Origin of the sequence: Streptomyces sp. NPDC029041 (genome assembly GCF_040637515.1) — a bacterium.
Taxonomy (GTDB): domain Bacteria; phylum Actinomycetota; class Actinomycetes; order Streptomycetales; family Streptomycetaceae; genus Streptomyces.
This window is the reverse complement of record NZ_JBEZWO010000015.1, coordinates 108979-135630: the sequence shown is the minus strand read 5'-3', so window position 1 is coordinate 135630 and position 26652 is coordinate 108979. Positions and strand designations below refer to the sequence as shown.

Annotated in this window: 27 protein-coding genes; 20 read left to right on the top strand and 7 right to left on the bottom strand. The window is 73.0% G+C overall.

What is annotated here, in order from left to right:
• Nucleotides 1–2: 2 nt before the first annotated feature.
• Together AB0F04_RS32070 and AB0F04_RS32065 are read left to right on the top strand one after the other, a co-directional pair.
• Nucleotides 3–1376 carry an aldehyde dehydrogenase family protein gene (locus AB0F04_RS32070; protein WP_362048002.1) on the top strand — a complete coding sequence of 458 codons (1374 nt, stop codon included), beginning with the start codon at nt 3–5 and terminating at the stop codon, nt 1374–1376.
• Nucleotides 1373–2158 (top strand): 3-oxoacyl-ACP reductase, encoded by a 786-nt coding sequence (locus AB0F04_RS32065; RefSeq protein ID WP_362047999.1) that lies wholly within the window; start codon nt 1373–1375, stop codon nt 2156–2158. Before AB0F04_RS32070 ends, AB0F04_RS32065 begins: the two co-directional genes overlap by 4 nt.
• 190 nt (nt 2159–2348) lie before the next feature.
• Here the strand turns inward: AB0F04_RS32065 and AB0F04_RS32060 are convergent, their stop codons facing one another.
• On the bottom strand, nt 2349–3551 hold the full coding sequence (locus AB0F04_RS32060; RefSeq protein WP_362047996.1) for an amino acid deaminase/aldolase: 1203 nt from the start codon (nt 3549–3551) through the stop codon (nt 2349–2351).
• A gap of 1275 nt (nt 3552–4826) precedes the next feature.
• On the opposite strand from AB0F04_RS32060, the gene AB0F04_RS32055 reads away from it, so the two are divergent.
• From AB0F04_RS32055 to AB0F04_RS32045, 3 genes are read left to right on the top strand one after another with little or no spacing between them, the layout of a single operon-like run.
• The gene (locus AB0F04_RS32055) at nt 4827–5639 is read left to right on the top strand and encodes a hypothetical protein (RefSeq protein ID WP_362047993.1); all 813 of its coding nucleotides are present in this window, start codon (nt 4827–4829) and stop codon (nt 5637–5639) included.
• The gene (gene mycP / locus AB0F04_RS32050; RefSeq protein WP_362047990.1) at nt 5636–6850 is read left to right on the top strand and encodes a type VII secretion-associated serine protease mycosin; all 1215 of its coding nucleotides are present in this window, start codon (nt 5636–5638) and stop codon (nt 6848–6850) included. The genes AB0F04_RS32055 and mycP overlap by 4 nt, the downstream gene beginning before the upstream one ends.
• A 42-nt stretch (nt 6851–6892) precedes the next feature.
• Nucleotides 6893–7621: an SseB family protein gene (locus AB0F04_RS32045; protein WP_362047987.1), complete on the top strand. Its 729-nt coding sequence runs from the start codon at nt 6893–6895 to the stop codon at nt 7619–7621.
• Nucleotides 7622–7629: 8 nt separating this feature from the next.
• Here AB0F04_RS32045 and AB0F04_RS32040 read toward each other — a convergent pair whose 3' ends face one another.
• Complete coding sequence (locus tag AB0F04_RS32040) at nt 7630–7986, bottom strand: DUF1844 domain-containing protein (RefSeq protein ID WP_062925865.1); 357 nt, start codon at nt 7984–7986, stop codon at nt 7630–7632.
• Nucleotides 7987–8382: 396 nt separating this feature from the next.
• Between AB0F04_RS32040 and infC the strand changes: the two genes are divergently transcribed.
• The 10 genes from infC (at nt 8383) to AB0F04_RS31990 (ending at nt 19255) form a co-directional block, all read left to right on the top strand.
• Entirely contained in the window at nt 8383–9021 is a 639-nt protein-coding gene (gene infC, locus AB0F04_RS32035) for a translation initiation factor IF-3 (RefSeq protein ID WP_218829481.1), read from the top strand.
• Nucleotides 9022–9129: 108 nt separating this feature from the next.
• The gene (gene rpmI / locus AB0F04_RS32030) at nt 9130–9324 is read left to right on the top strand and encodes a 50S ribosomal protein L35 (protein ID WP_003977225.1); all 195 of its coding nucleotides are present in this window, start codon (nt 9130–9132) and stop codon (nt 9322–9324) included.
• A 98-nt stretch (nt 9325–9422) separates the two neighbouring features.
• Nucleotides 9423–9806, top strand: a complete 384-nt coding sequence (rplT, locus tag AB0F04_RS32025; RefSeq protein WP_003989074.1) for a 50S ribosomal protein L20 — start codon at nt 9423–9425, stop codon at nt 9804–9806.
• Nucleotides 9807–9893: 87 nt separating this feature from the next.
• Nucleotides 9894–10754, top strand: coding sequence for an RNA methyltransferase (locus AB0F04_RS32020; RefSeq protein WP_362047983.1), 861 nt, complete (start codon nt 9894–9896; stop codon nt 10752–10754).
• Nucleotides 10755–10807: 53 nt separating this feature from the next.
• Nucleotides 10808–11950: an ATP-binding protein gene (locus AB0F04_RS32015; RefSeq protein ID WP_362047980.1), complete on the top strand. Its 1143-nt coding sequence runs from the start codon at nt 10808–10810 to the stop codon at nt 11948–11950.
• 166 nt (nt 11951–12116) lie between these two features.
• The gene (gene pheS / locus AB0F04_RS32010) at nt 12117–13244 is read left to right on the top strand and encodes a phenylalanine--tRNA ligase subunit alpha (protein ID WP_362047977.1); all 1128 of its coding nucleotides are present in this window, start codon (nt 12117–12119) and stop codon (nt 13242–13244) included.
• Nucleotides 13244–15757 (top strand): phenylalanine--tRNA ligase subunit beta, encoded by a 2514-nt coding sequence (gene pheT / locus AB0F04_RS32005; protein WP_362047975.1) that lies wholly within the window; start codon nt 13244–13246, stop codon nt 15755–15757. The genes pheS and pheT overlap by 1 nt, the downstream gene beginning before the upstream one ends.
• Before the next feature lie 341 nt (nt 15758–16098).
• Nucleotides 16099–16995 (top strand): PP2C family protein-serine/threonine phosphatase, encoded by an 897-nt coding sequence (locus tag AB0F04_RS32000; protein WP_362047972.1) that lies wholly within the window; start codon nt 16099–16101, stop codon nt 16993–16995.
• A gap of 267 nt (nt 16996–17262) precedes the next feature.
• On the top strand, nt 17263–18603 hold the full coding sequence (locus AB0F04_RS31995) for a transcriptional regulator (RefSeq protein ID WP_362047969.1): 1341 nt from the start codon (nt 17263–17265) through the stop codon (nt 18601–18603).
• Between the two features lie 106 nt (nt 18604–18709).
• Nucleotides 18710–19255: an NUDIX hydrolase gene (locus AB0F04_RS31990; RefSeq protein WP_355848794.1), complete on the top strand. Its 546-nt coding sequence runs from the start codon at nt 18710–18712 to the stop codon at nt 19253–19255.
• A 7-nt stretch (nt 19256–19262) separates the two neighbouring features.
• Here AB0F04_RS31990 and AB0F04_RS31985 read toward each other — a convergent pair whose 3' ends face one another.
• Complete coding sequence (locus AB0F04_RS31985; protein WP_053668213.1) at nt 19263–19520, bottom strand: hypothetical protein; 258 nt, start codon at nt 19518–19520, stop codon at nt 19263–19265.
• 220 nt (nt 19521–19740) lie between these two features.
• On the opposite strand from AB0F04_RS31985, the gene AB0F04_RS31980 reads away from it, so the two are divergent.
• On the top strand, nt 19741–19968 hold the full coding sequence (locus tag AB0F04_RS31980; RefSeq protein ID WP_362047965.1) for a hypothetical protein: 228 nt from the start codon (nt 19741–19743) through the stop codon (nt 19966–19968).
• Between the two features lie 22 nt (nt 19969–19990).
• Here AB0F04_RS31980 and AB0F04_RS31975 read toward each other — a convergent pair whose 3' ends face one another.
• Nucleotides 19991–20866: a 3-hydroxybutyryl-CoA dehydrogenase gene (locus AB0F04_RS31975; RefSeq protein WP_078955784.1), complete on the bottom strand. Its 876-nt coding sequence runs from the start codon at nt 20864–20866 to the stop codon at nt 19991–19993.
• A 174-nt stretch (nt 20867–21040) separates the two neighbouring features.
• Here AB0F04_RS31975 and AB0F04_RS31970 point away from each other — a divergent pair, with 174 nt between their 5' ends.
• Nucleotides 21041–22276, top strand: a complete 1236-nt coding sequence (locus AB0F04_RS31970) for a family 10 glycosylhydrolase (protein WP_362047962.1) — start codon at nt 21041–21043, stop codon at nt 22274–22276.
• A 120-nt stretch (nt 22277–22396) separates the two neighbouring features.
• On the opposite strand, the gene AB0F04_RS31965 is transcribed toward AB0F04_RS31970, so the two are convergent.
• Both AB0F04_RS31965 and AB0F04_RS31960 read right to left on the bottom strand, forming a co-directional pair.
• On the bottom strand, nt 22397–22597 hold the full coding sequence (locus AB0F04_RS31965; protein ID WP_010045242.1) for a DUF1918 domain-containing protein: 201 nt from the start codon (nt 22595–22597) through the stop codon (nt 22397–22399).
• A 93-nt stretch (nt 22598–22690) separates the two neighbouring features.
• Nucleotides 22691–23611 (bottom strand): DMT family transporter, encoded by a 921-nt coding sequence (locus AB0F04_RS31960; protein WP_362047959.1) that lies wholly within the window; start codon nt 23609–23611, stop codon nt 22691–22693.
• Between AB0F04_RS31960 and AB0F04_RS31955 the strand changes: the two genes are divergently transcribed.
• The 3 genes from AB0F04_RS31955 to AB0F04_RS31945 all read left to right on the top strand — a co-directional run bounded on the left by AB0F04_RS31955 (nt 23610) and on the right by AB0F04_RS31945 (nt 26197).
• Entirely contained in the window at nt 23610–25046 is a 1437-nt protein-coding gene (locus AB0F04_RS31955) for a PLP-dependent aminotransferase family protein (protein WP_362047956.1), read from the top strand. The genes AB0F04_RS31960 and AB0F04_RS31955 overlap by 2 nt on opposite strands.
• 40 nt (nt 25047–25086) lie before the next feature.
• On the top strand, nt 25087–25527 hold the full coding sequence (locus AB0F04_RS31950) for a GNAT family N-acetyltransferase (RefSeq protein ID WP_362047953.1): 441 nt from the start codon (nt 25087–25089) through the stop codon (nt 25525–25527).
• Nucleotides 25528–25600: 73 nt separating this feature from the next.
• Nucleotides 25601–26197 carry a histidine phosphatase family protein gene (locus tag AB0F04_RS31945; RefSeq protein ID WP_362047950.1) on the top strand — a complete coding sequence of 199 codons (597 nt, stop codon included), beginning with the start codon at nt 25601–25603 and terminating at the stop codon, nt 26195–26197.
• Here the strand turns inward: AB0F04_RS31945 and AB0F04_RS31940 are convergent.
• Nucleotides 26179–26625 carry a DUF6314 family protein gene (locus AB0F04_RS31940; protein ID WP_362047947.1) on the bottom strand — a complete coding sequence of 149 codons (447 nt, stop codon included), beginning with the start codon at nt 26623–26625 and terminating at the stop codon, nt 26179–26181. The two genes, AB0F04_RS31945 and AB0F04_RS31940, sit on opposite strands and share 19 nt — an antisense overlap.
• Nucleotides 26626–26652: the final 27 nt, after the last annotated feature.

Here is a 26652-nt window from a genome sequence, read left to right as displayed (position 1 = left end):
TCGTGTCTTCCGAGCACCTTCTGGAAGTACTGAACCCCGCGACCGAGGAGGTCGTCGCCGCCGTCGCCGGGGCGAGTCCGGCCGACGTCGACGCGGCCGTCACCCACGCCGCCAGGGCACAGCGGATCTGGGCCGCACTGCCCCCCGCGGACCGCGCCCGGCTGCTGCGCCGCTTCGCGGCCACCGTCGAGACACACCTGGAGGAACTGGCCCGCCTGGAGGTCCGCGAGGCAGGCCACCTCATCGGCAACGCCCGCTGGGAGGCCGGAAACGTCCGTGACCTGCTGGACTACGCGGCCGGGGGAGTGGAGCGGCTCACCGGCCGGCAGATCCCGGTGCCCGGCGGCCTGAACGTCACGATCCTCGAACCGCTCGGCGTCGTCGGCGTGATCGCCCCCTGGAACTTCCCCATGCCGATCGCCGCCTGGGGCACCGCCCCCGCCCTCGCGGCCGGCAACGCCGTCATCCTCAAGCCGGCCGAGACCACCCCGCTCACCGCGCTGCGCCTCGCCGAACTCGCCCTGGAGGCCGGGCTGCCGGAGCACCTCTTCCAGGTGCTTCCGGGACGCGGCGACATCACGGGCGACGCCCTGGTCCGCCACCCCGGAGTCGCCAAGATCGTCTTCACCGGCTCCACCCGGACCGGGACGCGCGTCGCCGCCCTCGGCGCCGAGCAGGTCAAGCCCGTCACCCTCGAACTCGGCGGGAAGAGCCCCAACATCGTCTTCGCCGACGCCGACCTCAAGACCGCCGTCGACCCCTTCTCCTTCCTCGACAACTCCGGCCAGGACTGCTGCGCCCGCACCCGCGTGCTGGTCCAGGAGAGCGTCTACGACGAGGTCCGCGAGCTGCTCGCCGAGGCGCTGGACGCCGTGGTGGTGGGCGACCCGGCCGACGAGAAGACCCAGATGGGCCCGCTGATCTCCCGGCAGCAGCTCGACCGGGTCCGCGGCTTCGTGCCCGACGACGCCCCGGCCCTGCGCGGCAGCGCGCCCGAGGGCCCCGGCTTCTGGTTCCCGCCGACCGTCCTCACCGGCGAGAGCCCCGATTCGCCCGCGGCCTGCGAAGAGATCTTCGGCCCCGTCGCCGTCCTCCTGCCCTTCACCGACGAGCAGGACGCGATCCGGCTGGCCAACGACACCCCCTACGGCCTCTCCGGCTCCATCTGGACCCGCGACGTCGGCCGCGCCCTGCGCGTCTCCCAGGGCGTCCGCGCCGGCAACCTGTCCGTCAACTCCCACGCCAGCGTCCGCTACTGGACCCCGTTCGGCGGCTACAAGCAGTCCGGCGTCGGGCGCGAGCTCGGCCCCGACGCCCTGGCCGCCTTCACCGAAACCAAGAACGTCTTCATCAGCACGGAGGGCCCCGCACAGTGACTGCCCAGGAAAACATCTGCCGCCGCCTGGTCGGCCGTACCGCCGTCGTCACCGGAGCAGGCAGCGGCATCGGCCTCGCCGCCGCCCGCCGCCTCGCGTCCGAGGGCGCCCACGTCGTCTGCGGCGACGTCGACGACACCCGCGGCAAGGCCGCCGCCGAGGAGACCGGCGGCACCTTCGTGAAGGTCGACGTCACCGACCCCGACGAGGTCGAGGCCCTCTTCAGGACCGCCTACGACACCTACGGCAGCGTCGACATCGCCTTCAACAACGCCGGCATCTCCCCGCCCGACGACGACTCCATCCTGGAGACCGGCCTGGAGGCCTGGAAGCGGGTCCAGGAGGTCAACCTCACCTCCGTCTACCTGTGCTGCAAGGCCGCCATCCCCTACATGCGGCGCCAGGGCCGGGGCTCGATCATCAACACGGCGTCCTTCGTCGCCCGGATGGGCGCGGCGACCTCCCAGATCTCCTACACGGCCTCCAAGGGCGGCGTCCTCGCCATGTCCCGGGAACTGGGCGTGCAGTTCGCCCGCGAGGGCATCCGCGTGAACGCCCTCTGCCCGGGACCGGTCAACACCCCGCTCCTGCAGGAACTGTTCGCCAAGGACCCCGAGCGCGCCGCACGCCGCCTGGTGCACATCCCGCTGGGCCGGTTCGCCGAGGCCGAGGAGATCGCCGCCGCGGTCGCCTTCCTGGCCAGCGACGACTCCTCCTTCGTGAACGCCACCGACTTCCTGGTCGACGGCGGGATCGCCGGGGCGTACGTCACACCCCTGTAAGCGACCGTCCTCGGGGCCGGGTCGCGCCCTGCGGTGCCGGACGGGCACGAGGCCGCCGCCCGGCCCGTGGGGCGCGGGCCTGTGCCGACGTCGGCCAGGACCGCGTCACCGAGGGCATCCGGTCCGTTCCTTCGGCGACGCGGACACGGGCGGCGGTGCGGGCAGCAGCATCGGCCCGGCCGGCTGACGCCTACAGGAACGTGTGGCCCTCGCCGCGATAGGTCGGCACCGTCGCGGTCACCGCGTCGCCCTCGATGAGGTGCAGCCGGTCGAACCGCTCGCACAGCTCACCGGCCTTGGCGTGCCGGAACCACACCTTGTCACCGATCAGCAGATCGTCGGCGGGCGAGCCGAGCAGCGGCGTCTGCACCTCACCGGCGCCCTCCTGCGGGTCGTAGCGCAGCCCCTCGGGCAGATACGGCACCGGCGACCGGTCGGCACCGGCCGCACCCGAGGCGGGATACCCACCGCCCAGGACCGTCACGACTCCCACGCCCGGCCGCCTCACGACCGGCTGGGCGAAGAGGGCCGACGGACGGCCGCTGAACGACGTGTAGTTGTCGAAGAGGCGCGGCACGTACAGACCCGACCCCGCGGCGATCTCGGTCACCGCCTCCTCGGCCGCGGTGTGCTGCACCGAGCCGGTACCGCCGCCGTTGACGAACTCCAGCCCCGGCACGACGGCCCGCACCGCACGCACCACCTCCGCACGCCGCTCGGCCAGTTCACGCTTGGCGGCGGCCTGCATCAGGCGGATCGCACGCGACCGCAGCGGACGTCCGGCCAGCGAGTCCCCGACCCCGGCGACATGCCCCTCGTAGGCCATGATCCCCACGACCTCGAAGCCGGGCCGCCGGGCCACCGCCCGCGCCATCTCGGCGACTTCGGCGGGGGAGTGCAGCGGCGAACGCCTGGCCCCGACCCGCACCCGCCCGCCCAGCAGCTTCAGGGAGGTGTCCAACTCCAGGCACACCCGCACCACTTCACGCCCGCCACCCCGGGAGGCGTCGATCAGATCCAGCTGGGCGACGTCGTCGACCATGACGGTCACGGCGGCGGCGAGCTTGGGATCACCGGCCAGTTCGGCGTACCCGGAACGGTCGGCGGACGGGTACGCGAGCAGTACGTCGTCGAACCCGGAGCGGGCCAGCCACAGCGACTCGGCCAGGGTGAACGACATGATCCCCGCGAAGCCTTCGCGGGCCAGGACACGCTCCAGCAGCGCCCGGCAGCGCACGGACTTGCTGGCCACCCGGACGGGCTTGCCCCCGGCGCGGCGCACCAGGTCGGCGGCATTGGCGTCGAAGGCTTCGAGGTCCACGATCGCGAGAGGAGCGTCGAGATGGGCGGTGGCCCGGTCGTAACGGGCCCGGTCGGAGGCGCGCGCAGTCATGAGCGCAGCCTGCCAGACCCGATTACCGCAGGGTAGGGGGACGTTCCGGGCAGATGCCCCGCCGTCGTGGACTGGTTCCCGTTCGCACAAGAACTAGCCGTAGAGTGACGCGCACGTACGGCGGATGACGCCGGCCGGGGATCCGCGCCGGGATGACGCTCCCTCCGTACGGGTAGGTGTGCCCGGGACGACTGTGTGCCGGGCTCGGGCAGGACGACACCGGCCCGCGCAGGACGAGCGGCCCGGGCATGCGGAAACGGGGGGTGCATGAGCACGGAAGCGCAACGCGCCTCTTTCCCCCCACGCCCCACCGCCCCGCCACGTCCGTCACACCCTCCGGTCGCGCCGGAGGGCTCGGCGAGGGACTCGCTGAAGGAATCACCGAAGGATGCGCCGGGAGGCGGGCGGAAGGCCCCGGCCACATCCTCCGACGCCCGCACAGGACCGGAAGCCGGGGCCGCGGCCGGGGCGGAACCGTCCGACGGCGGCCGCCCGCGCTTCCCGAGCCTCGGTGCCCCGGGCTCCGGCGCCACCGCACCCCGGCGCACCGGGCCCGCTCCGCTGCCTCCGCCCCGCGCCTCCTCGCGCTTCCCGGACGAGCCGCCCAGCGTCGGCCGCGAGACACGCACCGAATCCGGAGCACCTCGGCCCCCCTCACGGCCGCGCCACCTCCCCGCGCCGGACTCCTCCGGCCGGGCCACGACGTCGGGCACCCAGGACGGGATCCCGTCGCAGTCCTCCGGTCGGCCAGGGAGTTCGTCCGCCCAGGACGGCAGGCCCCTCGCACAGCCCTCCGGCCGGGCCACGACGTCGGGCACCCAGGACGGCGCCTCGTCGCAGTCCTCCGGCCGGCCCTTCCGTCTCTCCGAATCCGGCCGTCCGGACGCTGCGGCCGGGGCGGCGCCGGACACGGCCGCACGGCCGTTCCGTCTGCCCCCGCCCCGGCGTCCCGGCGACCACGCGTCCGAGACGACCGCGCGCCTGCGCCCCGTCCCCGCGGACCAGGCACCGGAGGAGCCCGCCGCCCTCTCCGGCCGCCCTGCCGCGCAGAGGCCGACGGCGGACCGCCCCCGATCCGCGCGCCCCACCACCCCGCCGCGCCCCGTCCACCAGCCGCAGGCACCGGCCGGTACCGGCACCGGTGCCGCCTCGGGGCGTGACCCGCGCGTGCCCCCGGCGCCCGCCCGACGGCCCGCCCCCGCCGTACCGGCGCCACGCAACCCCGCCCCCGTCTCTCCCGACCCCGCCCTCTCCTGGAGCGCCACACGCCCCGTGGTGTCCTTCGCCGAGCCCGAGGGATACGACGGCGACGCACAGCCCCGCCCCCTCGGCCGGCGCGGAGCGTCCCGGGCCGCCGCGGCCGCCGCCTGCCTCGTCCTCGGACTGGGCCTCATCTCGGGAGCGGCCACCGGCAGCTGGCTCGTCGGGGGCTCCGGCGACGAGGGCTCACCCGGCACCTACGCCACGGCCCGCAGCCTCTGGCACAGCGTCCCGGTCGACCAGCTGTTCCCGCCCACCGTGCAGGGCCGGGGCGCCGGCCCCGGCGGAGCGGACCGCACCTGGACCCGGATCGCCGTCGCCCCGGACAGCGGCTGCAAGGACGCCTTCGACCCGCTGCTGCGCAAGGCCCTCGCCCCCGTCGGCTGCGAGCGCCTCCTGCGCGCCACCTACACCGACGCCACCGAGAGCTACGTGACCACCGTCGGCCTGCTCTTCACCACGGCCGACGCCCCTGGCATGACCGCCCTCGCGAACCGTTTCCGCAAGGAACGCCTGGACCGCCGCACCGACCTGATGCCCGTGCCGTACGCCGCGCAGGGCACGCCCGCCGCCGGCTTCGGCGTCCGGCAGCGCGCCTCCTGGACCGTCTCCGTGCTCACCGAGGCCCCCGTCGTCGTCTACGCCGTCTCCGGCTGGGCCGACGGCCGCACCGTCGACGACCCGCAGCCGGCGGGGGACGCCATGGAGGCCGACGCCACCACCGCCGCCGCCCAGGCCGGCCTCGGCAACGAGGCGCAGGGCCTCGCCGACCGTGTCGAGCGAGATCTCCGCCGAGACGTCCGCTCGGCCGCGGAGCAGCCGTCATGACCGCCGCGCACACCCCGGCCGGGAGACACCCGCGCAGCCCGTCCCGCAGGGCCAGGACCGCCGCCCTCGGCGCCCTGCTCACCGCCGGTCTCGTCCTCCTGCCCGCCGCCACCGCCCACGCCGACGGCATCCGCGCCCAGCAGTGGGCCCTTGCGGCCATGCACACCGAAGAGGCCTGGCAGACCACGAAGGGCCGGGGCATCACCGTCGCCGTCCTGGACACCGGCGTCGAGGCCGACCACCCCGACCTGGTCGGCAACGTCCTGCCCGGCAAGGATCTGGTCCGCTTCGGCGCCGAGCCCGGTGACCGCGCCTGGGCCCGGCACGGCACCGCCATGGCCGGGATCATCGCCGGCCACGGGCACGGCCCGGGCAACGCCGACGGCGTCATCGGCATCGCCCCCGAGGCGAAGATCCTCCCCGTCCGCGTGATCCTGGAAGACGGTGACCCCTCCCGCGCCAAGGCCCGCAGCACCCGCGGCAACGCCCTCGCCGAGGGCATCCGCTGGGCCGCCGACCACGGCGCCGACGTCATCAACCTCTCCCTCGGCGACGACTCGGCCTCCGCGCACCCCGAACCCGCCGAGGACCAGGCCATCCAGTACGCCCTGCGCAAAGGCGTGGTCGTCGTCGCCTCCGCGGGCAACGGCGGCGAGAAGGGCGACCACATCTCCTACCCGGCCGCCTACCCGGGCGTCATCGCCGCCACCGCCGTCGACCGCGCCGGAACCCGCGCCTCGTTCTCCACCCGGCGCTGGTACGCCACGGTCAGCGCCCCGGGCGTCGACGTCGTCATCGCCGACCCCGACCACAAGTACTACGAGGGCTGGGGCACCAGCGCCGCCGCCGCGTTCGTCTCCGGCGCCGCCGCCCTGGTCAAGGCGGCCCACCCCGGCCTCACCCCGGCCCAGATCAAGTCGCTCCTGGAGGACACCGCCCGCAACGCCCCCACCGGCGGCCGGGACGACTCCCGGGGCTACGGCTTCGTCGACCCGGCGGCCGCCATCGAGGCGGCCGGCCGGCTCAGGCCCGAGGACCTGCAGTCCGCGTCCCACGGGACGAAGTACTTCGGCAGCGGACCGGACGACGACGCCTCCGGCGAGGGCACCGCCGCCTGGGCCGCACCCCTCGCGGGCGGCGCCGGCGGCGTCCTGCTGGTCGCGGCGGTCGTGCTGTGGCGCGGCAGCCGCAGGAGCCGCGAGAACTTCTGAGCCCCTGCCGGGAGCGCGCCGCCCGGCGGATAGGGTCGACGCGTGGCGAACAAGAACATCCCGGACTCCGGCTTCTCCGACGACGACGGCTCCGCCGACCCCCGGCTGAGCGCGGCACTCGCCGCCTGGGCCGAGGACCGGAGCGCGGTGGGTCCGGTCCTCGCCGCCCTCAAGGACGCCCGGCTGCTCGTGCCCGTCGTGGCGGTGCTCGGCGAGGTCGAGGAGGACGAGAGCGGGCTGCGCCGCGAGAAGACCAGCGACATGGCGGTTCCCACCCTCAAGGCCGGGAACCGCACCGCCCTGCCCGCCTTCACCTCCACGGACTCCCTCGCCCGCTGGGACCCGCAGGCCCGACCCGTCGCCGTACCGCTGCACCAGGCCCTGCAGGCCGCCGCGCACGAGAAGGCGGACACGGTCGTGCTCGACCTGGCCGGACCGGTGCCCTTCGAGCTGACAGGCCCCGCCCTGCTCGCCCTCGCCGAGGGCCGCGCGAGCACCGATCCGCTCGCCGACCCGGCCGTCGTCGGGGCCGTACGGGAGGCCGTCGCGGCCGAGCCCGCCGTCGTGCGCGCCCACCTCGGCCCCGGGCAGGCCGACGGCACGCTCGCCCTGGTCCTCGACCCGTCCGCGGTACCGGCCGAAGCCGCCCGGGCGGTCGCCCGGCGGCTCGCGGCCGACGAAACACTGAGGGCCCGCCTGGTGCGCGGTCTCGACCTGGCACTGCTGCCGGCCGAGGCGGCGCCGCCCGGCGAGCCCCTCTTCGTACGCTGAGGTCCCGGCTAGCCGTAGACCGGACCGGTGTACTTCTCGCCCGGCCCCTGGCCCGGCTCGTCGGGGACCAGCGAGGCCTCGCGGAACGCCAGCTGCAGCGACTTGAGGCCGTCGCGCAGGGGGGCCGCGTGGAAGGAGCTGATCTCGGTCGCCGTCGCGTCCAGCAGACCGGCCAGGGCGTGCACCAGCTTGCGGGCCTCGTCCAGGTCCTTGTGCTTCTCGCCCTCCTCGGTCAGACCGAGCTTCACGGCTGCGGCGCTCATCAGGTTGACGGCGACCGTGACGATCACCTCGACCGCCGGAACCTCGGCGATGTCACGGGCCATGGCGTCGAAGTCGGGGGACTCAGGAGGGGTCTCACTCATGTTCCACACGATAGGCGCAGTCAGCAGCCGGCCCGCACGTGACCCCGGTACGCGCCGATTGGCCGTTCCTGGCCACTGCTGGTAATCTCGTGTAACGACCGGTCGGACACGTGTGCCTCACAGCCCGCGAGACCGACCCACAAGTGGAGGCTTCCGAACTCCCACCCGATCACCCTCAGGGCGGCGGGTCACCGGTCAGGCGGTCCCGTCCCAGCGGCGGCGATCCGTCCGAAAGCGCGCCCCGCGGTCCCCCCGCGGCGGTGCTCCGGTAGTTCGAGGAGCCCCGCCTGGGATCGTCCGGGGCATTTTTCTTGCTTCGGCGCGGTTAGGTCTGTCGATACAAGACGTTACGCGGCCGTCCGCCAGACCGTCGCGTGGTGCTACCGAGGAGGATCCATCAGCGCCGAGCCCCGCATCAACGACCGGATTCGCGTTCCCGAGGTGCGACTTGTCGGTCCCAGTGGCGAGCAGGTGGGCATCGTCCCCCTGGCCAAGGCACTGGAGCTTGCGCAGGAGTACGACCTGGACCTGGTCGAGGTCGCGGCGAACGCCCGTCCGCCCGTGTGCAAGCTCATGGACTACGGGAAGTTCAAGTACGAGTCGGCCATGAAGGCCCGTGAGGCGCGCAAGAACCAGGCGCACACGGTCATCAAGGAGATGAAGCTCCGGCCGAAGATCGACCCGCACGACTATGACACCAAGAAGGGTCACGTCGTCCGGTTCCTCAAGCAGGGCGACAAGGTCAAGATCACGATCATGTTCCGTGGTCGCGAGCAGTCCCGTCCCGAGCTGGGCTACCGACTGCTGCAGCGTCTCGCGGAGGACGTCCAAGACCTCGGTTTCGTCGAGTCGAACCCGAAGCAGGACGGCCGGAACATGATCATGGTTCTCGGTCCGCACAAGAAGAAGACCGAGGCGATGGCCGAGGCTCGCCAGGCGCAGGAAGCCCGCAAGGCGGACGCGAAGGCCAACCCCGGCAAGTCGCAGAACGCCGCGGAGACCGAGGCGCCGGCTGAGGAGCCCGCCGAGGCGTGACTCCCCGGGACGCCAGTCCCAGGAAGCAACCGATACAAGACGACGCTCCACCGTGCCCGGTTTCGCGACCGGGCACCGGAGCGCCACCGACGAGGAGAGAACGGCGCTATGCCGAAGAACAAGTCGCACAGCGGTGCCAGCAAGCGCTTCAAGATCACCGGCTCCGGCAAGGTGCTGCGCGAGCGCGCCGGCAAGCGCCACCTGCTCGAGCACAAGTCGTCCCGCGTGACGCGTCGCCTCACCGGCAACGCCGAGATGGCCCCGGGCGACGCCGCGAAGATCAAGAAGCTTCTCGGCAAGTGACGTCCGGGCGCGTGAGCGCCGGACGTACGTCAGACCGGGACCCAATCGATTTCGGGTCGTGTGAGCACCCCCACGACCCCGCTACAAGGAGTTAACAAGTGGCACGCGTCAAGCGGGCAGTCAACGCCCACAAGAAGCGCCGGGCGATCCTCGAGCAGGCCTCCGGCTACCGCGGTCAGCGCTCGCGCCTGTACCGCAAGGCCAAGGAGCAGGTCACCCACTCGCTGGTCTACAACTACAACGACCGCAAGAAGCGCAAGGGCGACTTCCGTCAGCTGTGGATCCAGCGCATCAACGCCGCTGCCCGCGCCAACGGCATGACCTACAACCGCTTCATCCAGGGTCTGAAGGCCGCCAACGTCGAGGTCGACCGCAAGATCCTGGCCGAGCTGGCCGTCAACGACGCCGGTGCGTTCGCCGCCCTCGTCGAGGTCGCCCAGAAGGCGCTGCCGAGCGACGTGAACGCGCCCAAGGCTGCGTGACGCCGGCTCCGAGCCGATGTGACTGAAGGACCCGCAGGCCGGATGGTCTGCGGGTCCTGCTGTGCAGCTACCGAGAAAGCGAACCGGATGCCTCCCGCCACCCCCGAGCTCATCTCCCCCCGCTCTCCCCGCGTCCTGGCCGCGCGGCGGCTGGCCAAGCGGAACTTCCGGGGGAAGGACCGGCTGTTCCTCGCGGAGGGACCGCAGGCCGTGCGGGAAGCCGCCGGGCACCGGGCCGGGGACGCGGCCACGCTCGTGGAGCTGTTCGCCACGCTCGAGGCCGCCGAGCGCTACGCCGACATCGTGGGAGCGGCCCGGGACGCCGGAGCCCGGGTGCACCTCGCCGCCGAGCAGGTCATCGCCGACATCTCCACCACCGTCACCCCGCAGGGCCTCGTCGGCGTCTGCCGGTTCCTGGACACGCCCTTCGAGCAGGTTCTCGCGGCCCGCCCGCGGCTCGTCGCCCTCCTCGCCAACGTCCGCGACCCAGGCAACGCCGGGACCGTACTGCGCTGCGCCGACGCCGCCGGCGCCGAGGCCGTCGTCCTGACCGACGCCTCCGTGGACGTGTACAACCCCAAGGCCGTCCGCGCCTCCGTCGGCTCCCTGTTCCACCTGCCGGTCGCCGTCGGCGTGCCCGTGGAGCACGCCGTCGAAGCGCTGCGGGACGCCGGTGTCCGGGTCCTGGCCGCCGACGGGGCGGGCGACCGCGATCTGGACGACGAGCTCGACCAGGGCACCATGGGCGGGCCCACCGCCTGGGTCTTCGGCAACGAGGCCTGGGGCCTGCCCGAGGAGACCCGCGCCCTCACGGACGCCGTCGTGCGCGTTCCGATCCACGGGAAGGCCGAGAGCCTGAACCTCGCCACCGCCGCCGCCGTATGTCTCTATGCGTCGGCGCGTGCACAGCGCGCCTCCGGAGGGTGCCGCTCCGTCACCGGGAACTAGTAGGGTGACCAGCTCAGGGACCCCTCTGCGAGCCTTGGAGGTGGGGTACGGGGATGACCGTCGGCACGAGCAGCGCACCGGGAGCCCAGGACGCCGGGAGCCCGCCCGCCGAGTCCCGGCCACCCGGTGACCACGCCGGCCTCGGCATCGACCCCGACCAGCTGCCCGACGGGCTCGTCGTCGCCGACGAGCAGGGCAGCGTGATCTGCTTCAACGCCGCCGCCGAGCGCATCACCGCCGTCCGCGCCCGGGACGCCCTCGGGCAGCGCCTGGAGAAAGCCCTGCCGTTAGAGGACCTGGAGGGCCGGCGTTGGTGGCAGCTGACCGACCCCTACGGCGGCCTCGCCATCCGCGTCGGACAGCCCGAGCGCAACCTGCTCCTGCCCGGCGGCCGCGAGGTGCTGGTCTCCGCGCGCTACGTCCGCAGCCGGCCCACGGGGCCCGTCCGGCGTCTGGTCGTCACCCTGCGCGACACCGAGGCCCGGCGTCGCACCGAGCGCAGCCACGCCGAGCTGATCGCCACCGTCGCCCACGAGCTGCGCTCCCCGCTCACCTCGGTCAAGGGCTTCACCGCCACGCTGCTCGCCAAGTGGGAACGCTTCACCGACGATCAGAAGCGCCTGATGCTGGAGACCGTCGACGCCGACGCCGACCGGGTCACCCGGCTCATCGCCGAGCTGCTCGACATCTCCCGGATCGACTCCGGCCGCCTGGAGGTGCGCCGCCAGCCCGTCGACATCGGCGCCGCCGTCGGACGGCACATCCAGGCCTACGTCGCCGCCGGGCAGCCCGCCGACCGGTTCCTGCTGCGCGTCCAGCAGCCGCTGCCCGACCTGTGGGCCGACCCCGACAAGATCGACCAGGTGCTCAGCAACCTGCTCGAAAATGCCGTGCGGCACGGCGAGGGAACTGTCACGATCGACGTCACGGCCACGGCGTCCCCCCGCGAGGGTGAGGACACCGGTACGTCGGTCACCGTGAGCGACGAGGGGCCCGGCATCCCGGAGGAGTCCATGAACCGCGTCTTCACCCGCTTCTGGCGGGGCAGCAAGCGCGGCGGGACGGGCCTCGGGCTCTACATCGTCAAGGGCATCGTCGAAGCCCACGGCGGCACCATCACGGTCGGCCGCGCCCCCGGCGCCGGCGCCGAGTTCCGATTTACGTTGCCCGTGAGCGCTCCGGCCTATCTCGCCTGAGCCCCGCGGGCGCTTTCGCATACCTGAGGGCCCCTCCCGGACCGGGCGTCCGAGAGGGACCCTCCACCCCGTTAGACTCGGCCATTGGCACCTTTGTGTCCCTTCAGACAGCCGTCCGAGTCGGTGACGGGGACCTTCAGCCAGCCAATCGGAAGCACGGGAAGAGATGTCGGCACCGAATAAGTCGTACGACCCGGTCGAGGTCGAGACGTTGAAACCGGAAGAGATCGAGCGCATGCGGGACGAGGCGCTCGCCGCCTTCGCCGCCGCGGACTCCCTCGACGCGCTCCACGAGGCCAAGGTCGCCCAGACCGGCCCCACCTCCCCGCTGGCCCTCGCCAACCGCGAGATCGGCGCCCTGCCCCCGCACGCCAAGGCCGAGGCCGGCAAGCGCGTCGGCCAGGCCCGCGGTGCCGTGAACAAGGCCCTCGCCGCCCGCCAGGTGGAACTCGAGGCCGAGCGGGACGCGCGCGTGCTCGTCGAGGAGGCGGTGGACGTCACGCTGCCCTACGACCGCGTCCCGGCCGGCGCCCGGCACCCGCTCACCACCATGATGGAGCGGGTCGCGGACGTCTTCGTGGCCATGGGCTACGAGGTCGCAGAGGGCCCGGAGGCCGAGGCGGAGTGGTTCAACTTCGACGCCCTGAACTTTCTGCCCGACCACCCGGCCCGCCAGATGCAGGACACGTTCTTCGTGCAGGGCCCCAAGGGCACCGACGAGTCCGGGTCCGGTGTCGTGCTGCGCACCCACACCTCCCCGGTGCAGGCCCGCGCGCTGCTCGACCGTGAGCTGCCGGTCTACATCGTCTGCCCCGGCCGGGTGTTCCGCACCGACGAACTCGACGCCACGCACACGCCCGTCTTCCACCAGATCGAGCTGCTGGCGGTCGACGAGGGCCTGACGATGGCCGACCTCAAGGGCACCCTGGACCACATGGTCCAGGCCCTGTTCGGTGCGGACATGAAGACCCGGCTGCGGCCGAACTACTTCCCGTTCACCGAGCCCAGCGCCGAGATGGACATGCTCTGCTACGTCTGCAAGGGCGAGTCCATCGGCAACCCCGACCGCCCCTGCCGCACCTGCTCCTCCGAGGGCTGGATCGAGCTCGGCGGCTGCGGCATGGTCAACCCGCGGGTGCTCACCGCCTGCGGCGTCGACCCCGCGAAGTACAGCGGGTTCGCCTTCGGGTTCGGCATCGAGCGGATGCTGATGTTCCGCCACAACGTCGAAGACATGCGAGACATGGTCGAGGGTGACGTCCGGTTCACCCGGCCGTTCGGGATGGAGATCTGATGCGGGTCCCGCTTTCTTGGCTGCGGGAGTACGTCGACCTGCCGGAGACGGAGACCGGTCGTGACGTGCAGGCCAAGCTCATTTCGGCCGGTCTGGAGGTCGAGACCGTCGAGCAGCTCGGCGCCGACCTCAAGGGTCCGCTGGTCGTCGGCCAGGTGGCGACGATCGAGGAGCTGACGGACTTCAAGAAGCCCATCCGCTTCTGCACCGTCGACGTCGGCCAAGCCAACGGCACCGGCGAGCCCCAGGAGATCATCTGCGGCGCCCGCAACTTCGCCGTCGGCGACAAGGTCGTCGTGGCCCTGCCCGGCGCCGTCCTGCCCGGTGACTTCCAGATCGCCGAGCGCAAGACCTACGGCCGGATGTCGCGCGGCATGATCTGCTCCAGCGACGAGCTGAACATGGGCGACGACGGCACCAAGGGCATCATCGTCCTGCCCCCGGAGACCGAGATCGGCAAGGACGCCGTCGAGCTGCTGGAACTGGTCGACGAGGTCCTCGACATCGCCGTCACGCCCGACCGCGGCTACTGCCTGTCGCTGCGCGGCGTGGCGCGTGAGACCGCCATCGCCTACGGTCTGCCGCTGCGCGACCCGGCCCTGATCGACGTGCCCGCCCCGAACGCCTACGGCTACTCGGTGCAGATCTCCGACCCCACCGGATGCGACCGCTTCACCGCCCGCACGGTGACCGGTCTGAGCGCCGAGGCCCGCTCCCCGATCTGGCTCCAGCGCCGGCTGCAGAAGGTCGGCATGCGCCCGATCTCCCTCGCCGTCGACGTCACCAACTACGTGATGATGGAGCTCGGCCAGCCCCTGCACGCCTACGACCGCGGCCTGGTCCAGGGCACGATCGGCGTGCGCCGGGCCGAGGCGGGCGAGAAGCTCACCACCCTCGACGGTGTCGAGCGCACGCTGGACGCCGAGGACCTGGTCATCACCGACGACCGCGGCCCGATCGGACTCGCCGGCGTCATGGGCGGCGCCAACACGGAGATCGCCGACCACGACGACCTGGAGAACGCCACGGCGGACGTCGTCATCGAGGCCGCGCACTTCGACGCGGTGTCGATCGCTCGGACGGCCCGCCGGCACAAGCTGTCCTCCGAGGCGTCCCGGCGCTTCGAGCGGGGCGTGGACCCGCAGGCCGCCGCTGCCGCCGCGCAGCGCACCGTCGACCTGCTGGTGCTGCTCGCGGGCGGCACCGCCGAGGCCGGTGTCACCGAGGTCATCGCTCCCTCCGCGCCGCGCACCATCACCATCCCCGCGGACCACCCGGACAAGGTCGCGGGCGTGGCCTACGGCCGCGAGACCGTCGTACGCCGCCTCCAGGAGGTCGGCTGCGACGTGTACGGGCAGGACGAGCTGGTCGTCACGGTGCCGTCCTGGCGGCCCGACCTCACCGACCCGAACGACCTGGCCGAAGAGGTCATCCGGCTGGAGGGCTACGAGAACCTGCCCTCCACGCTGCCCAAGCCGCCGGCCGGCCTCGGCCTGACGGACCGGCAGCGGCTGCACCGCCGCGTCGGCCGGGCCCTGGCCGGTGCCGGATACGTCGAGGCGCTGAACTCCCCGTTCATCGGCGAGCAGGTCTTCGACCAGCTCGGCCTGGAGAAGGACGACCCGGCCCGCCGCGTCGTGAAGCTCAGCAACCCGCTGAGCGACGAGGAGCCCGCGCTGCGCACCTCGCTGCTGCCGGGTCTGCTCGCCGCCCTGCGCCGCAACGACGGCCGCGGCTCGCACGACCTCGCGCTGTTCGAGACCGGTCTGGTCTTCCGCCCGCGCGAGGAGCAGCGGATCGCGGCCGTGCTGCCCGTCGGCCGCCGCCCGACCGACGAGGAGCTCGCCGAGCTGAACGCGGCGCTGCCCGAGCAGCCGCGGCGCGTGGCCGTGGTCCTCGCCGGTGCCCGCGAGCAGGCCGGCTGGTGGGGCAAGGGCCGTCCGGCCGACTGGGCCGACGCGGTCGAGGCCGCCCGGTCCGTCGCGCGGGAGGCCGGAGCCCGGCTCGTCATCCGCAAGGGACAGTACGGCCCGTGGCACCCGGGGCGGTGCGCCGAACTGGCGGTCACCGTGGACGGTGCCGAGCGGATCGTGGGGCACGCGGGCGAGCTGCACCCGCGGGTCGTGAAGGCCCTCGGGCTGCCCGCGCGCACCTGCGCGATGGAGATCGACCTGGACGCGGTGGAGACTGCCGGTGACGCCACGGCCGCGGCGCCCCGGATCTCCACGTTCCCCGTCGCCACGCAGGACGTCGCGCTGGTCGTCGACGCGTTCGTGCCGGCCGCGGACGTCGAGGCGGCGCTGCGGGACGGTGCCGGAGAGCTGCTGGAGTCCATCCGGCTGTTCGACGTGTACGAGAACGCCGAGCAGCTGGGGGAGGGGCGCAAGTCGCTGGCGTACGCGCTGCGGTTCCGCGCCACCGACCGGACGCTGACCGTGGACGAGGCGTCCGCGGCCCGGGACGCGGCGGTGGCCCTCGCGGGCGAGCGCGTGGGGGCGGAGCTGCGGAGCTGAGCGCCCATGGGGCGGGGAGCTGCGGTGTGTTGGCGGTCGCGGGCTCGTCGTGGTCGTTCGCGCAGTTCCCCGCGCCCCCAGGACAGGGGCGGGTCACCTCACTCGTTTGAGTGGTAAAGGTGGGTGATCTCCCCCTTTCCCGGCGTCTGTCGACAGAATCGGACCGGCCTTCTCGGGCCGGTCCGATTCTGTGTGTCAGGGCCTATTGGGGGGCCATCGGCATGATCCGCATCAGGGGTCGGGTGCGCAGCCTCGGTCTGCCCACGGTGTAGGGCGCGGCGGCCGTCGGGTACAAGCTGGCCTGTCCGCTCGCTCAGGAGACCGATCTCCAGGCGCGGCTCGTGACCAGTGCCGTGTTCTTCTTCGTCGGGACCGCGCTGATCCTTCATGTGCGGCACTCGCTGATGCGGGAGCTGCGACAGGTGCGCCGGATCGCCGGCGCAGCGCAGCGCGCGCTGCTGCGGCCGTTGCCCGCGCGGGTCGACGGGCTGGACGTGGCGGCCGTCCAGGTGTCGGCGGAGCGTGGGGCGGCGGTCGGGGGCGACCTGTACGAGGTCGTGGCCACCGAGCACGGGGTCCGGGTCGTGATGGGCGACGTACGCGGGCACGGGATCGGCGCGTTCGGGACCGTCGCCGCCGTGCTCGGCTGTTTCCGCGAGGCGGCGCACGACGAGGAGGACCTCGGCGGGGTGCTGCGCCGGCTGGAACGGGCCCTGGACCGCCATCTGCGCCAGGAGCGTCCCGCGAGCGCGGCCGAGGAGTTCGTGACGCTGCTGCTCGTGGAGATCCGGCCCGACGGGGAGCTGTTCGCCCTGAACTGCGGCCATCCCTGGCCCTACCGGCTGAGCCGTGGCCGGGTGGAGCAGCTGGCCCCCGACGACCCGCACCCGCCACTGGGTCTGTTCCCGCTGCCTGCCGTCCTGCCGACCGTGGACCTCGGGTACCTGGCACCCGAAGACGCCCTGTTCCTCTACACGGACGGCGCCCAGGACGCCCGGGACGCCCGTGGCCGGTTCTTCCCGTTGGGAAGCGCGCTGACGAGCGTCGCGGGGGACGGCCCGCTCTCCTCGCAGGGTGTCGTCGGCAGGATCTCGGCAGCCCTCCTGCAGCACACACGCGGCGAACCGCCGGACGACATCGCGCTGCTCGTGCTCACGAACAGCGCGGGGACGCCGTCAGGGGCGCGGGGAACTGCGCGCACAACCACAACGCACCCGCAGACCACGACGGCACCTTAGACACCGCGGCGCACGATGCACCGCCGGCGATGCCGTCCGCCCCGCCACGGAGTGTCGGGCAGGCAGCCGGGCGGACGGCGGGAGCGGGCCGCCGCACTGTACGAGGGGGAGCCGGCGGCCCGGCCGGCCTCTTTCGAGGCAGTTCAGTCAACCGGCCCGCGACACAGAGCGACAGCGCGCACACCCTGCGGATTCGAGCACTCCGTTCACACCCCGTGTGAAGGCGGAACCACTACTCTGTCCGCACCGAGCCACCGGGGGGCCCACATGCAGCCCAACACTCTGCTCGACGCGATCCTGGACGAGGCCGGGATCTCGCACGCGGGGCTGGCCGCACACGTCAACCAGGCGGGACGGGCCCGTGGCCTGTCCCTGAGGTACGAACACACCGCCGTAGCCCGGTGGTTGAAGGGGCAGCGCCCCCGGGGCCAAGTGCCCGACCTGATCTGCGAAGTGCTCGCCGCCCGGCTGCAACGGCACGTCACCCTCGACGACATCGGCCTCGGCGTGCCCGGCGAGCCGTCCGCCCCGCACACCGGCACGCTGTCCGGGTTCGTCGAACGGGCCACCGCCCTGTGGCGCTCCGATCAGCAGCAGCGCCCGCACATCCTGGGCGCGCCCGCCCTCACCGGCACGCCCGCGGTGATGCCGGTGTGGGAGTGGGAGAACCCGCCCGAGGACGTGGACGTCTCACGGGGCGGCAGACACCGGGTCACCGCGGGCGACCTGGAGATGCTGCGGGCGGCCCGAACGCATTACGAGCAGATGTACCGCAAGGCCGGCGGCATCGCCACACGGGCCCGGATCGTCGGCTTCCTCAACGCCGAGGCCGCCCCGCTGCTGCGCGGCAGTTACACCGACGAGACCGGCCGCCAACTGCACCGGGCCACCGGCGGGCTGGTGGCGGTCGCCGGCATCTGCGCCTACGACTCCGACGCGCACGGGCTGGCCCAGCGCTACTTCCACCAGGCGCTGCGGCTGGCGAAGGCCAGCGGCGACCGGGGACTCGGGGCGTACGTCATCGCGCTGCTGGTCAACCAGTCGCTGTTCATGCGGGAGTACCGGCAGGCCGTCGCCTTCGCGGAGGCCGCGCTGCGGGCCGCCGGCAAGCACATCACGCCGGCGCTCTCCTCCGACCTGTACGCGATGCAGGCCAAGGCGTACGCGCATCTCGGCGACGGCACGAGCGCCCTGTCCCGCATCCGGCGGGCCGAGCAGGCGGCCGAGCGCATCCGGCGCGGCTACGAGCCGGACGAGACGGGCTATGTCCAGCCCGGTCTCGTGAACGTCCAGGTGGCGGAGGCGCTGCTGAGCCTGGGCGAGATCGCGGCCGCCGGGGAGCACGCCGCGGCCGCCGTGGACAACCCGGCGCACGACCGCGGCCGGGTGCACCGGCTGGCCATGCTCAGCACCATCGAACTGCGGCAGGGCAACGCCGACAGGGCGGTGGCCATCGCCGTGCAGATGGCCGAGCAGGCCCGGGGCATGGAGTCCCAGCGGCTGCGCGACCGGTTGCGCGCCGTGCGGGAGCACTTGGTGCGCAGTGGCTGCGCGGGCACCGCCGAGGCCGCCGAACTCATCGACGGAGCACTGCGCGTACCGTTGTAGATCCGGGCCAGGGTGCCCGTATCGCTCCGAGGTGCTTCCCGTGCGCCTGCTGCCCATCCGTCCCTGCTGCGATATTGCCACTTACTCGACGGAAGGTGGCAGAACCGTGCAGTGGACGAAACACAACGAGCAGAATGTGTACTCAAACCGCTGGTTCAGCGTCAATCTCGCGGATGTCGAACTGCCGGACGGCAGGCATCTGGACCACTTCCTCATACGGCTGCGGCCCGTTGCGGTGGCCACGGTCGTGAACGAGGCCAACGAGGTGCTGCTGCTCTGGCGGCACCGCTTCATCACCGACAGCTGGGGGTGGGAACTCGCGGCGGGAGTGGTCGAGGACGGTGAGGACGTCGCCCGCGCGGCCGCCAGGGAACTGGAGGAGGAGACCGGCTGGCGGCCGGGACCCCTGCGCCACCTCATGAGCGTGGAGCCGTCCAACGGGCTCACCGACGCCCGGCACCACGTGTACTGGGCCGACGAGGGCGAGTACGTCGGGCACCCCGTGGACGACTTCGAGTCGGACCGCCGGGAATGGGTCCCCCTCAAGCTCGTCCCCGACATGGTCGCCCGCGGCGAGGTCCCGGCCGCCAACATGGCCGCCGCGTTACTCCTGCTGCACCATCTCAGGCTCGGCCAGGACACGTTGCCCTGATCCTGCCCTAGCGGCCCAGCGCCTGCCAGATCGTCACGACGAGGGCACCCACGGCGGTGAGGGCGGCGACCGCGGGCAGCGGCCAGCGCGCGTGTTCCAGCGAGTTGATCCGGGTGTTGAGCTCGTCGAGTTCCTTGGCGGTCTCCTCGGTGCGATGGCTGAGCAGAGCCAGCCCGCCCTCGACGCGGGCGTAGGCCACATCGAGGCGGCGCCGTAACTCTGCGAGTTCTCCATGAACGACGGGATGCTCGGGCTCGGCGGTCACGAGTCCGCTCCTTTCCGTAGTCGTTTCACATCCCTTGCATGCGCATGAGGAGTCAACTCGCCTGGTGGGCGCCTGGGGAGAGTGTGCGTAGGGCATATGCGAGCCCGGCGCGCACACGGTGTGTGAATGCCGCGTGCCCGGCACCACATCCGGTGCCGGGCACGCTGCCTGGCCGAAATCTGACCGTCCGTAATCGGCCTTCCTGGGTATCCGGGACGTCATGACGAAGTGGCAGAAGAACGCGGCGTACACGCTGGCGCTCTACGGGCTGACCGTTGCCATGCTCCGGTTCTCCTCCGGGGAGGGGTGGGGCCGGGCCCTGCTGATCGCGCTCGTGATCACGCCGGTCGCCTTCTGGATGGGCTGGCTGCGCCGGCGTATGAACGAGCAGGCGGCGGAATGGGGACGCCGCCGGTTCCGGCCGTGGCCGGAGGAGCGGCGGCGTTGAGGTGGCTGCGCAGGCGGGGCGGTCAGGCGTACGTGTAGAAGCCCGAGCCCGTCTTGCGGCCCAGCCGGCCCGCGTCGACCATGCGCTGCAGGAGCGGGGGAGCGGCGTACAGGGGCTCCTTGAACTCCTCGTACATGGACTGCGCCACCGAGGCGACCGTGTCCAGGCCGATCAGGTCGGACAGCTTCAGGGGGCCCATCGGGTGGGCGCAGCCCATCTCCATGCCGTTGTCGATGTCCTCGCGGCTGGCGATGCCCGTCTCGAACATCCGGATCGCGGAGAGCAGGTACGGGATCAGCAGCGCGTTGACCACGAAGCCGGAGCGGTCCTGGGCGCGGATCGCGTGCTTGCCGAGCAGCTTCTCGGTGAAGAGCTGGGCGCGGCTGATCGTGCCCTCGGACGTGGTGAGCGCCGGGATCAGCTCCACGAGCTTCTGCACCGGGGCCGGGTTGAAGAAGTGGATGCCGATGACCTGGTCGGGGCGCGACGTCGCGACCGCCAGCTTCACCAGCGGGATCGAAGAGGTGTTGGACGCCAGGATCGCGTCCGGCCGGGTCACGACCTGGTCGAGCACCTGGAAGATCTCGGTCTTGACCTGCTCGTTCTCCACGACGGCCTCGATCACCAGGTCACGGTCGGCGAACTCGCCGAGATCCGTGGTGAAGCTCAGGCGGGCCAGCGTGGCCTCCTTCTCCTCCTCGGTGATCTTGCCGCGCTCGGCTGCCTTGGCCAGGGAGGTGAACAGCCGGGTGCGGCCGATCTCCAGGGCCTCGCCGGTGGTCTCGGCGACCATGACGTCCAGGCCGGCCCGGGCGCACACCTCGGCGATGCCCGCGCCCATCTGACCGCAGCCCACGACTCCGACGCGTGCAATGTCTCCCGCTGGGATGTCCGTCACATCGTCCCTTTCGCTGCTGATCTACGTCCGGGCAGACCGGCCGGGTCCCGGCGCCTGCTCCGTTCGTGCACGTTACTCCGAAGTATCGATGATCGATCGCGGGGGGCGGGTCCGCATCGGGCATGCTGGCCCCGGAGCGATCCGCGACCGTGCGGATCCGCGGCTTTTTGGAGCATGCGGATGGGACGAGTCTCACGCAGGGCGTTCGCGGTCGCGGCGCTGTCGGCTTTCACCATGATGCCTCAGGCGTCGGCCGCGAGCGGACGTGGGGGCGGGGCGCAGGGCTCCGAGATGCGAGGCGTCTGGATCGCGTCCGTGGCCAACCGCGACTGGCCGTCCAAGCCGGGGCTGACCGCCTCGCAGCAGCGCGCCGAACTGCTCACCCACCTCGACACGGCGGTCCGCAACCGGCTCAACACCGTGTTCTTCCAGGTCCGGCCCACGGCGGACGCCCTGTGGCCGTCACCGTACGAGCCGTGGTCGCAGTACCTCACCGGCACCCAGGGCAAGGAGCCCGGCTGGGATCCGCTGGGCACGGCCGTCCGGGAGGCGCATGCCCGCGGTCTTCGGCTGCACGCGTGGTTCAACCCGTACCGGATCGCCGTCCACGCCGACCCGGCCCGGCTCGCCGCCTCCCACCCGGCGCGCGAGAACCCCGACTGGGTGGTGACGTACGGCGGGAAGCTCTTCTACAACCCCGGGCTGCCCGAGGTCCGCGCCTTCGTGCAGGACGCGATGCTCGACGCGGTGGCGAAGTACCCCGTGGACGGCGTCCACTTCGACGACTACTTCTACCCCTACCCCGTGGCGGGGCAGACCTTCGACGACGACGACGCCTACGACGAGCACGGCGGCGCGTTCCCGGACCGGGCCGCCTGGCGGCGGGACAACATCGACCGGCTGGTGCGCGAGACCGCGGACCGGGTGAAGGAGGTCCGGCCGGGCGCCCGCTTCGGCATCAGCCCGTTCGGCGTGTGGCGCAACGCCTCGACGGACCCGGCCGGTTCGGACACCCGGGCCGGTGTGCAGACGTACGACGACCTGCACGCGGACACCAGGAAGTGGGTGCGCGAGGGCTGGATCGACTACGTCGTCCCGCAGTTGTACTGGAACATCGGCTTCCCCGCCGCCGACTACGCGAAGCTGGTGCCCTGGTGGGCGAAGGTCGCGCGGGACAGCCCGACGCAGCTGTACGTGGGGGAGGCGCTGTACAAGGCCGGTGACCCGGCACAGCCCGCGGCCTGGCAGGAGACGGCTGAACTGTCCCGGCATCTGACCCTGGCCCGGGAGTACCCGCAGGTGCGCGGACACGTCTACTTCGCCGCCCGGGACGTTGCGGCCGACCGGATCGGGGCGATGGCGCGGGTGGTCGCCGACCACTACGGGCAGCCCGCGCCGCCCCCGCGCTGAGCCGCCTGGCGCAGGTGCCGACGGCGGGGAAGGGCACGCTGCGCGGAGTCGCAGAGGCGGGGGCCCGCCCCGCGCCGGGGCGAGCCCGCTACGGACAGCCCGCGTCGGCCGTACGCCGGGTCACGGCCCGGTCGTGGTCTCCCTGTGCCTGATCTCCGTGTCCGGCCCCGGGGAGCAGACGCCCTCGTGTCCGTCCTCGAACCGGACGCGGTACGGGGGGTTGCCCTCCTGGCCGAGCACTTCGACGATCTCGCCGACCTTGTCGTGCTGACCGACCACCCTGCCGTGCTGGACAAGCTGGTCGCCCACGGTTGCGCGCATCTGGGGCCTCCTCACGATGTGCGGAGCAGCGGTCCGTGGCCTTGAGTCTACGGTGGGGTGCGCCCCTCGGCACTGGCCGTGCGCGCTCCCCGCTCAGCCGCGTGATCGCTGTGTGACGGCGATGCAGACCAGCACCGCCACGGCCGTCAGCGGGGCGGCGACCGTGAGGTGTTCGCCCAGCAGCAGCACCGACCACACCAGTGTGAGCAGCGGCTGGGCGAGCTGCAACTGGCTCGCCTTGGGGATGCCGATGGCGGCCATGCCGCGGTACCAGACGACCAGCCCGGCGAACTGCGAGCCCGCCGCGACCCACAGCAGGCCCGTGACGCTGTGCGCGGTCAGCGCCACGGATTCGTGTGCCAGGGCGACCGAGGCGACCGGCACGGTCAGGGGCAGGCACAGCGCCAGCGCCCAGCCGATCACCTGCCACCCGGGCATGACCCGGGCCAGCCGGCCGCCCTCGGTGTAGCCGGCCGCGCAGACCAGCAGCGCGGCGAACAGGTACAGGTCGGCGGTGGTCAGGGCGCCGCCGCTCTGCTGCGCGGTGAAGGCCAGCACCGCCGCCGCGCCCGTGAGGGCTGCGACCCAGAAGGTGCGCGAGGGCCGGGTGCCGACGCGCAGGGCCGAGAAGAGCGCCGTGGTCAGGGGGAGCAGGCCGACCACGACGGCGGCGTGCGCGGTGGTGGACGTCTCCAGCGCCAGCGTGGTCAGCAGCGGGAAGCCGAGGACGACGCCGGCCCCGACGACCGCCAGGCCCGGCCAGTGCCGCCGGGCGGGCAGCGGCACCCGCAGCGCCAGCAGAGCGATGCCCGCGATCACCGCGGCCAGGACGCTCCGCACGGCGACGAGCGACCAGGGACCGAAGCCCTCCAGTCCCCAGGCGGTCGCGGGGAACGTGAGGGAGAACGCCACGACTCCGAGGGCCGCCTGGAGGGTGCCGAAGCCGTGACCCTCCCGGACCGGGGTGGCGACTGCTATCGCGGGCGGCGCAGTAGCGCTACTGTCTGCTCTCATGCAAGAGCGTAGCAGCGTGGGTGAGCTGGCGGAACAGCTGCGTCGGGAGCTCCACCGCTACTCACCGGGTGAGAAGCTGCCGTCGAGCCGGGCCCTGGTCGAGCGGTTCCGGGTGAGCCCGGTGACGGTGTCGCGGGCCTTGGCTCAGCTCGCCGCCGAGGGCCTCGTGGTCACCCGGCCCGGCGCGGGCGCGTTCCTCGCACCGGCCCGGACGGCACCAGCCCCCACCGGTGACACCTCCTGGCAGGAGGTCGCGCTGAGCGCCGACGGCGCCGCCGACCTCGTGCCGCGCTCCGTGGACGCCTCCGGGGTGCTGGCGTCGCTGGCCGCGCCGCCGCCCGGCGTGATCGAGTTCAACGGCGGTTATCTGCACCCGTCCCTGCAGCCCGAACGTGCGATGGCCGCCGCCCTCTCGCGCGCCGGGCGCCGCCCCGGTGCCTGGGGGCGACCGCCCATGGAGGGGCTGCCGGAGCTGCGCGAGTGGTTCGCGCGGAGCATCGGCGGCCCGGTCACGGCCGCCGAGGTGCTGGTCACCGCCGGCGGGCAGTCCGCGCTCACCACCGCACTGCGCGCCCTCGCCCCGCCCGGGGCACCCGTCCTGGTCGAGTCGCCCACCTACCCCGGCATGCTCGCCATCGCCCGCGCCGCCGGCCTGCGCCCGGTGCCCGTCCCGGTGGACGCCGACGGCGTGCGTCCGGCGCTGCTGGCGGACGCCTTCCGGGTCACCGGCGCCCCGGCCTTCGTCTGCCAGCCGCTCTTCCAGAACCCCACGGGCGCGGTCCTCGCGCCCGAGCGGCGCGCCGAGGTCCTGCGCATCGCCCGGGAGGCGGGTGCGTTCGTCGTCGAGGACGACTTCGTGCGGCGGCTCGTCCACGAGGACGCGGGGCCGCTGCCGCGCCCGCTGGCCGCCGACGACCCCGACGGCGTCGTCGTCCACGTCTCCTCGCTCACCAAGGCGACCTCGCCGAGCTTCCGGGTCAGTGCCCTGGCCGCCCGCGGTCCGGTCCTGGAAAGGCTGCGCGCGATCCAGGTCGTCGACACGTTCTTCGTGCCGCGCCCCCTCCAGGAGGCCGCCCTCGAACTCGTCGGCTCGCCCGCCTGGCCCCGTCATCTGCGGGCCGTCTCCGCGGAGCTGAAGGCCCGCCGGGACGCGATGACCGGCGCCCTCGCCCTCCACCTGCCGGAGCTCGCCCTGCCGCACGTCCCCTCCGGCGGCTACCACCTGTGGCCACGCCTGCCCGACGGCACGGACGAGACGGCCCTGACCTCCGCGGCCCTGCGCGCCGGCGTCGCCCTCGCGCCAGGCCGCCCCTACTTCAGCGCCGAACCCCCGGCCGCGCACGTCCGGCTGAGCTTCGCGGCGGTCGCCGGGACCGGGGAGATCGCGGAGGGCGTACGGAGGCTGCGCAAAGCCTGTGACGAGGTGCTGGGATAACCGCTCGACGCACCGTCGGCCTCCTGCGAGCATCGCGGACATGACCGACACCCCGAGCCTGCCCGAGGGCTACGAGATATCCACCGACCCCGCCCGTGTCGACCGCGAGCGCGTGCACCGGTGGCTTTCCACCGACGCCTACTGGGCCCTGGGACGCAGCCGGGAGAAGCAGGACCGGGCGATCGAGGAGTCGCTCAACTTCGGGGCGTTCGACACGGTGTCGGGCGAGCAGGTCGCCTACGCCCGGGTGATCACCGACCGGGCGACGTTCGGTTGGCTGTGCGACGTGTACGTCGATCCCTCCGTGCGCGGCAAGGGCGTCGGGAGCGCGCTCGTGGCCGCCGTGCGGGAAGAGCTCCGCTCGTTCGGGGTGCGGCGGGTACTGCTCGCCACGCAGGACGCGCACGGGGTGTACGAGAAGCTCGGGTTCGCCCCGCTGGAACGGCCTGAGCAGTGGATGGCGCTCATCTTCGCCCCGTGAGGACCGGGACACCCCGGGTAACTCGTAGGTAACAGCTCTTGACCTGCGCACTTGCTGCGCCGACGATCGCCGCATGCCACTTCGGGTCACCTTCGTCGCCGCCGCGCGCAGCTCCCCGCTGCTCGCCGAGCGTTTCGAGGACGAGCGGCCGCTGGACCAGGCCGGCTGGGGCGAGGTGGAGCGCGCCGCCCGGGATCTGCTGCCGCTCGCCGCGGCCGACCTGCGCTACTGCTCGCCGACTCCGCGCAGCCGGGCGACGGGGGAGGGACTCGGGTACGCGCCGCTCGTGCAGCTCGGCCTGCGCGACTGCGACATGGGCCGCTGGCGCGGGCTGACCCTGGGCGAGGCGATGGCCAGGGAGCCGGATGCCGTGGACGCCTGGCTCGCCGACCCCCGCGCCACACCGCACGGGGGTGAGTCACTGGTCGACTTCATCACCCGCGTCGGCGGCTGGCTCGACACCCGGCCCGTCGAGGACGGCTGCCGGGTCGTGGCGGTGGCCGAGCCCTCCGTGATCCGGGCGGCCCTGGTGTACGCCCTGAAGGCACCGCCGTCGACGTACTGGAACATCGACGTCCGCCCGCTGTCGACGACCGCCGTGACGGGCCGGGCGGGCCGCTGGAACCTGCGCTTGGACGGCGGGGCGCCGGCTCAGCCCTCGCGCGCGTAGTCGGTCGTCAGGACCAGGTCCTTGGCGGGGCCGCGGACGCGCCACACCGTCCGCCAGCGGTCGCTGTCCCGGACGGAGAACTCGCCTCGGTAGAGGTCCGCCGCGCAGGGATGGTCGGCGACATGCCGGCCGGACGTCAGGTCCAGGTCGTGGAACGGCCGCCCGTCGGCGAACCGCACGTCCGCCGTGCCGCCCGGGCCGGGCAGGAACCGCAGGGTCCGCTCGGCGGGCCGGGCGACGCCCTGCCAGACGAAGGTGCCGGACTCGTGGTGCAGGAGGCCGCCGGGCCGCTCCCCGTCCGCACGGAACTCGGTGGTTCCGGTGAACTCCCCTTCCTCGCCGCTCGCGAGATCCCGCACCGACCGCGACACCTTCCAGCGCCCGGCCAGAAACGCCAGTACGTCCGGCACTGGCCAGAACTCGCCCATCCTGCTCCGCTCTTCGTCCCGGCACTG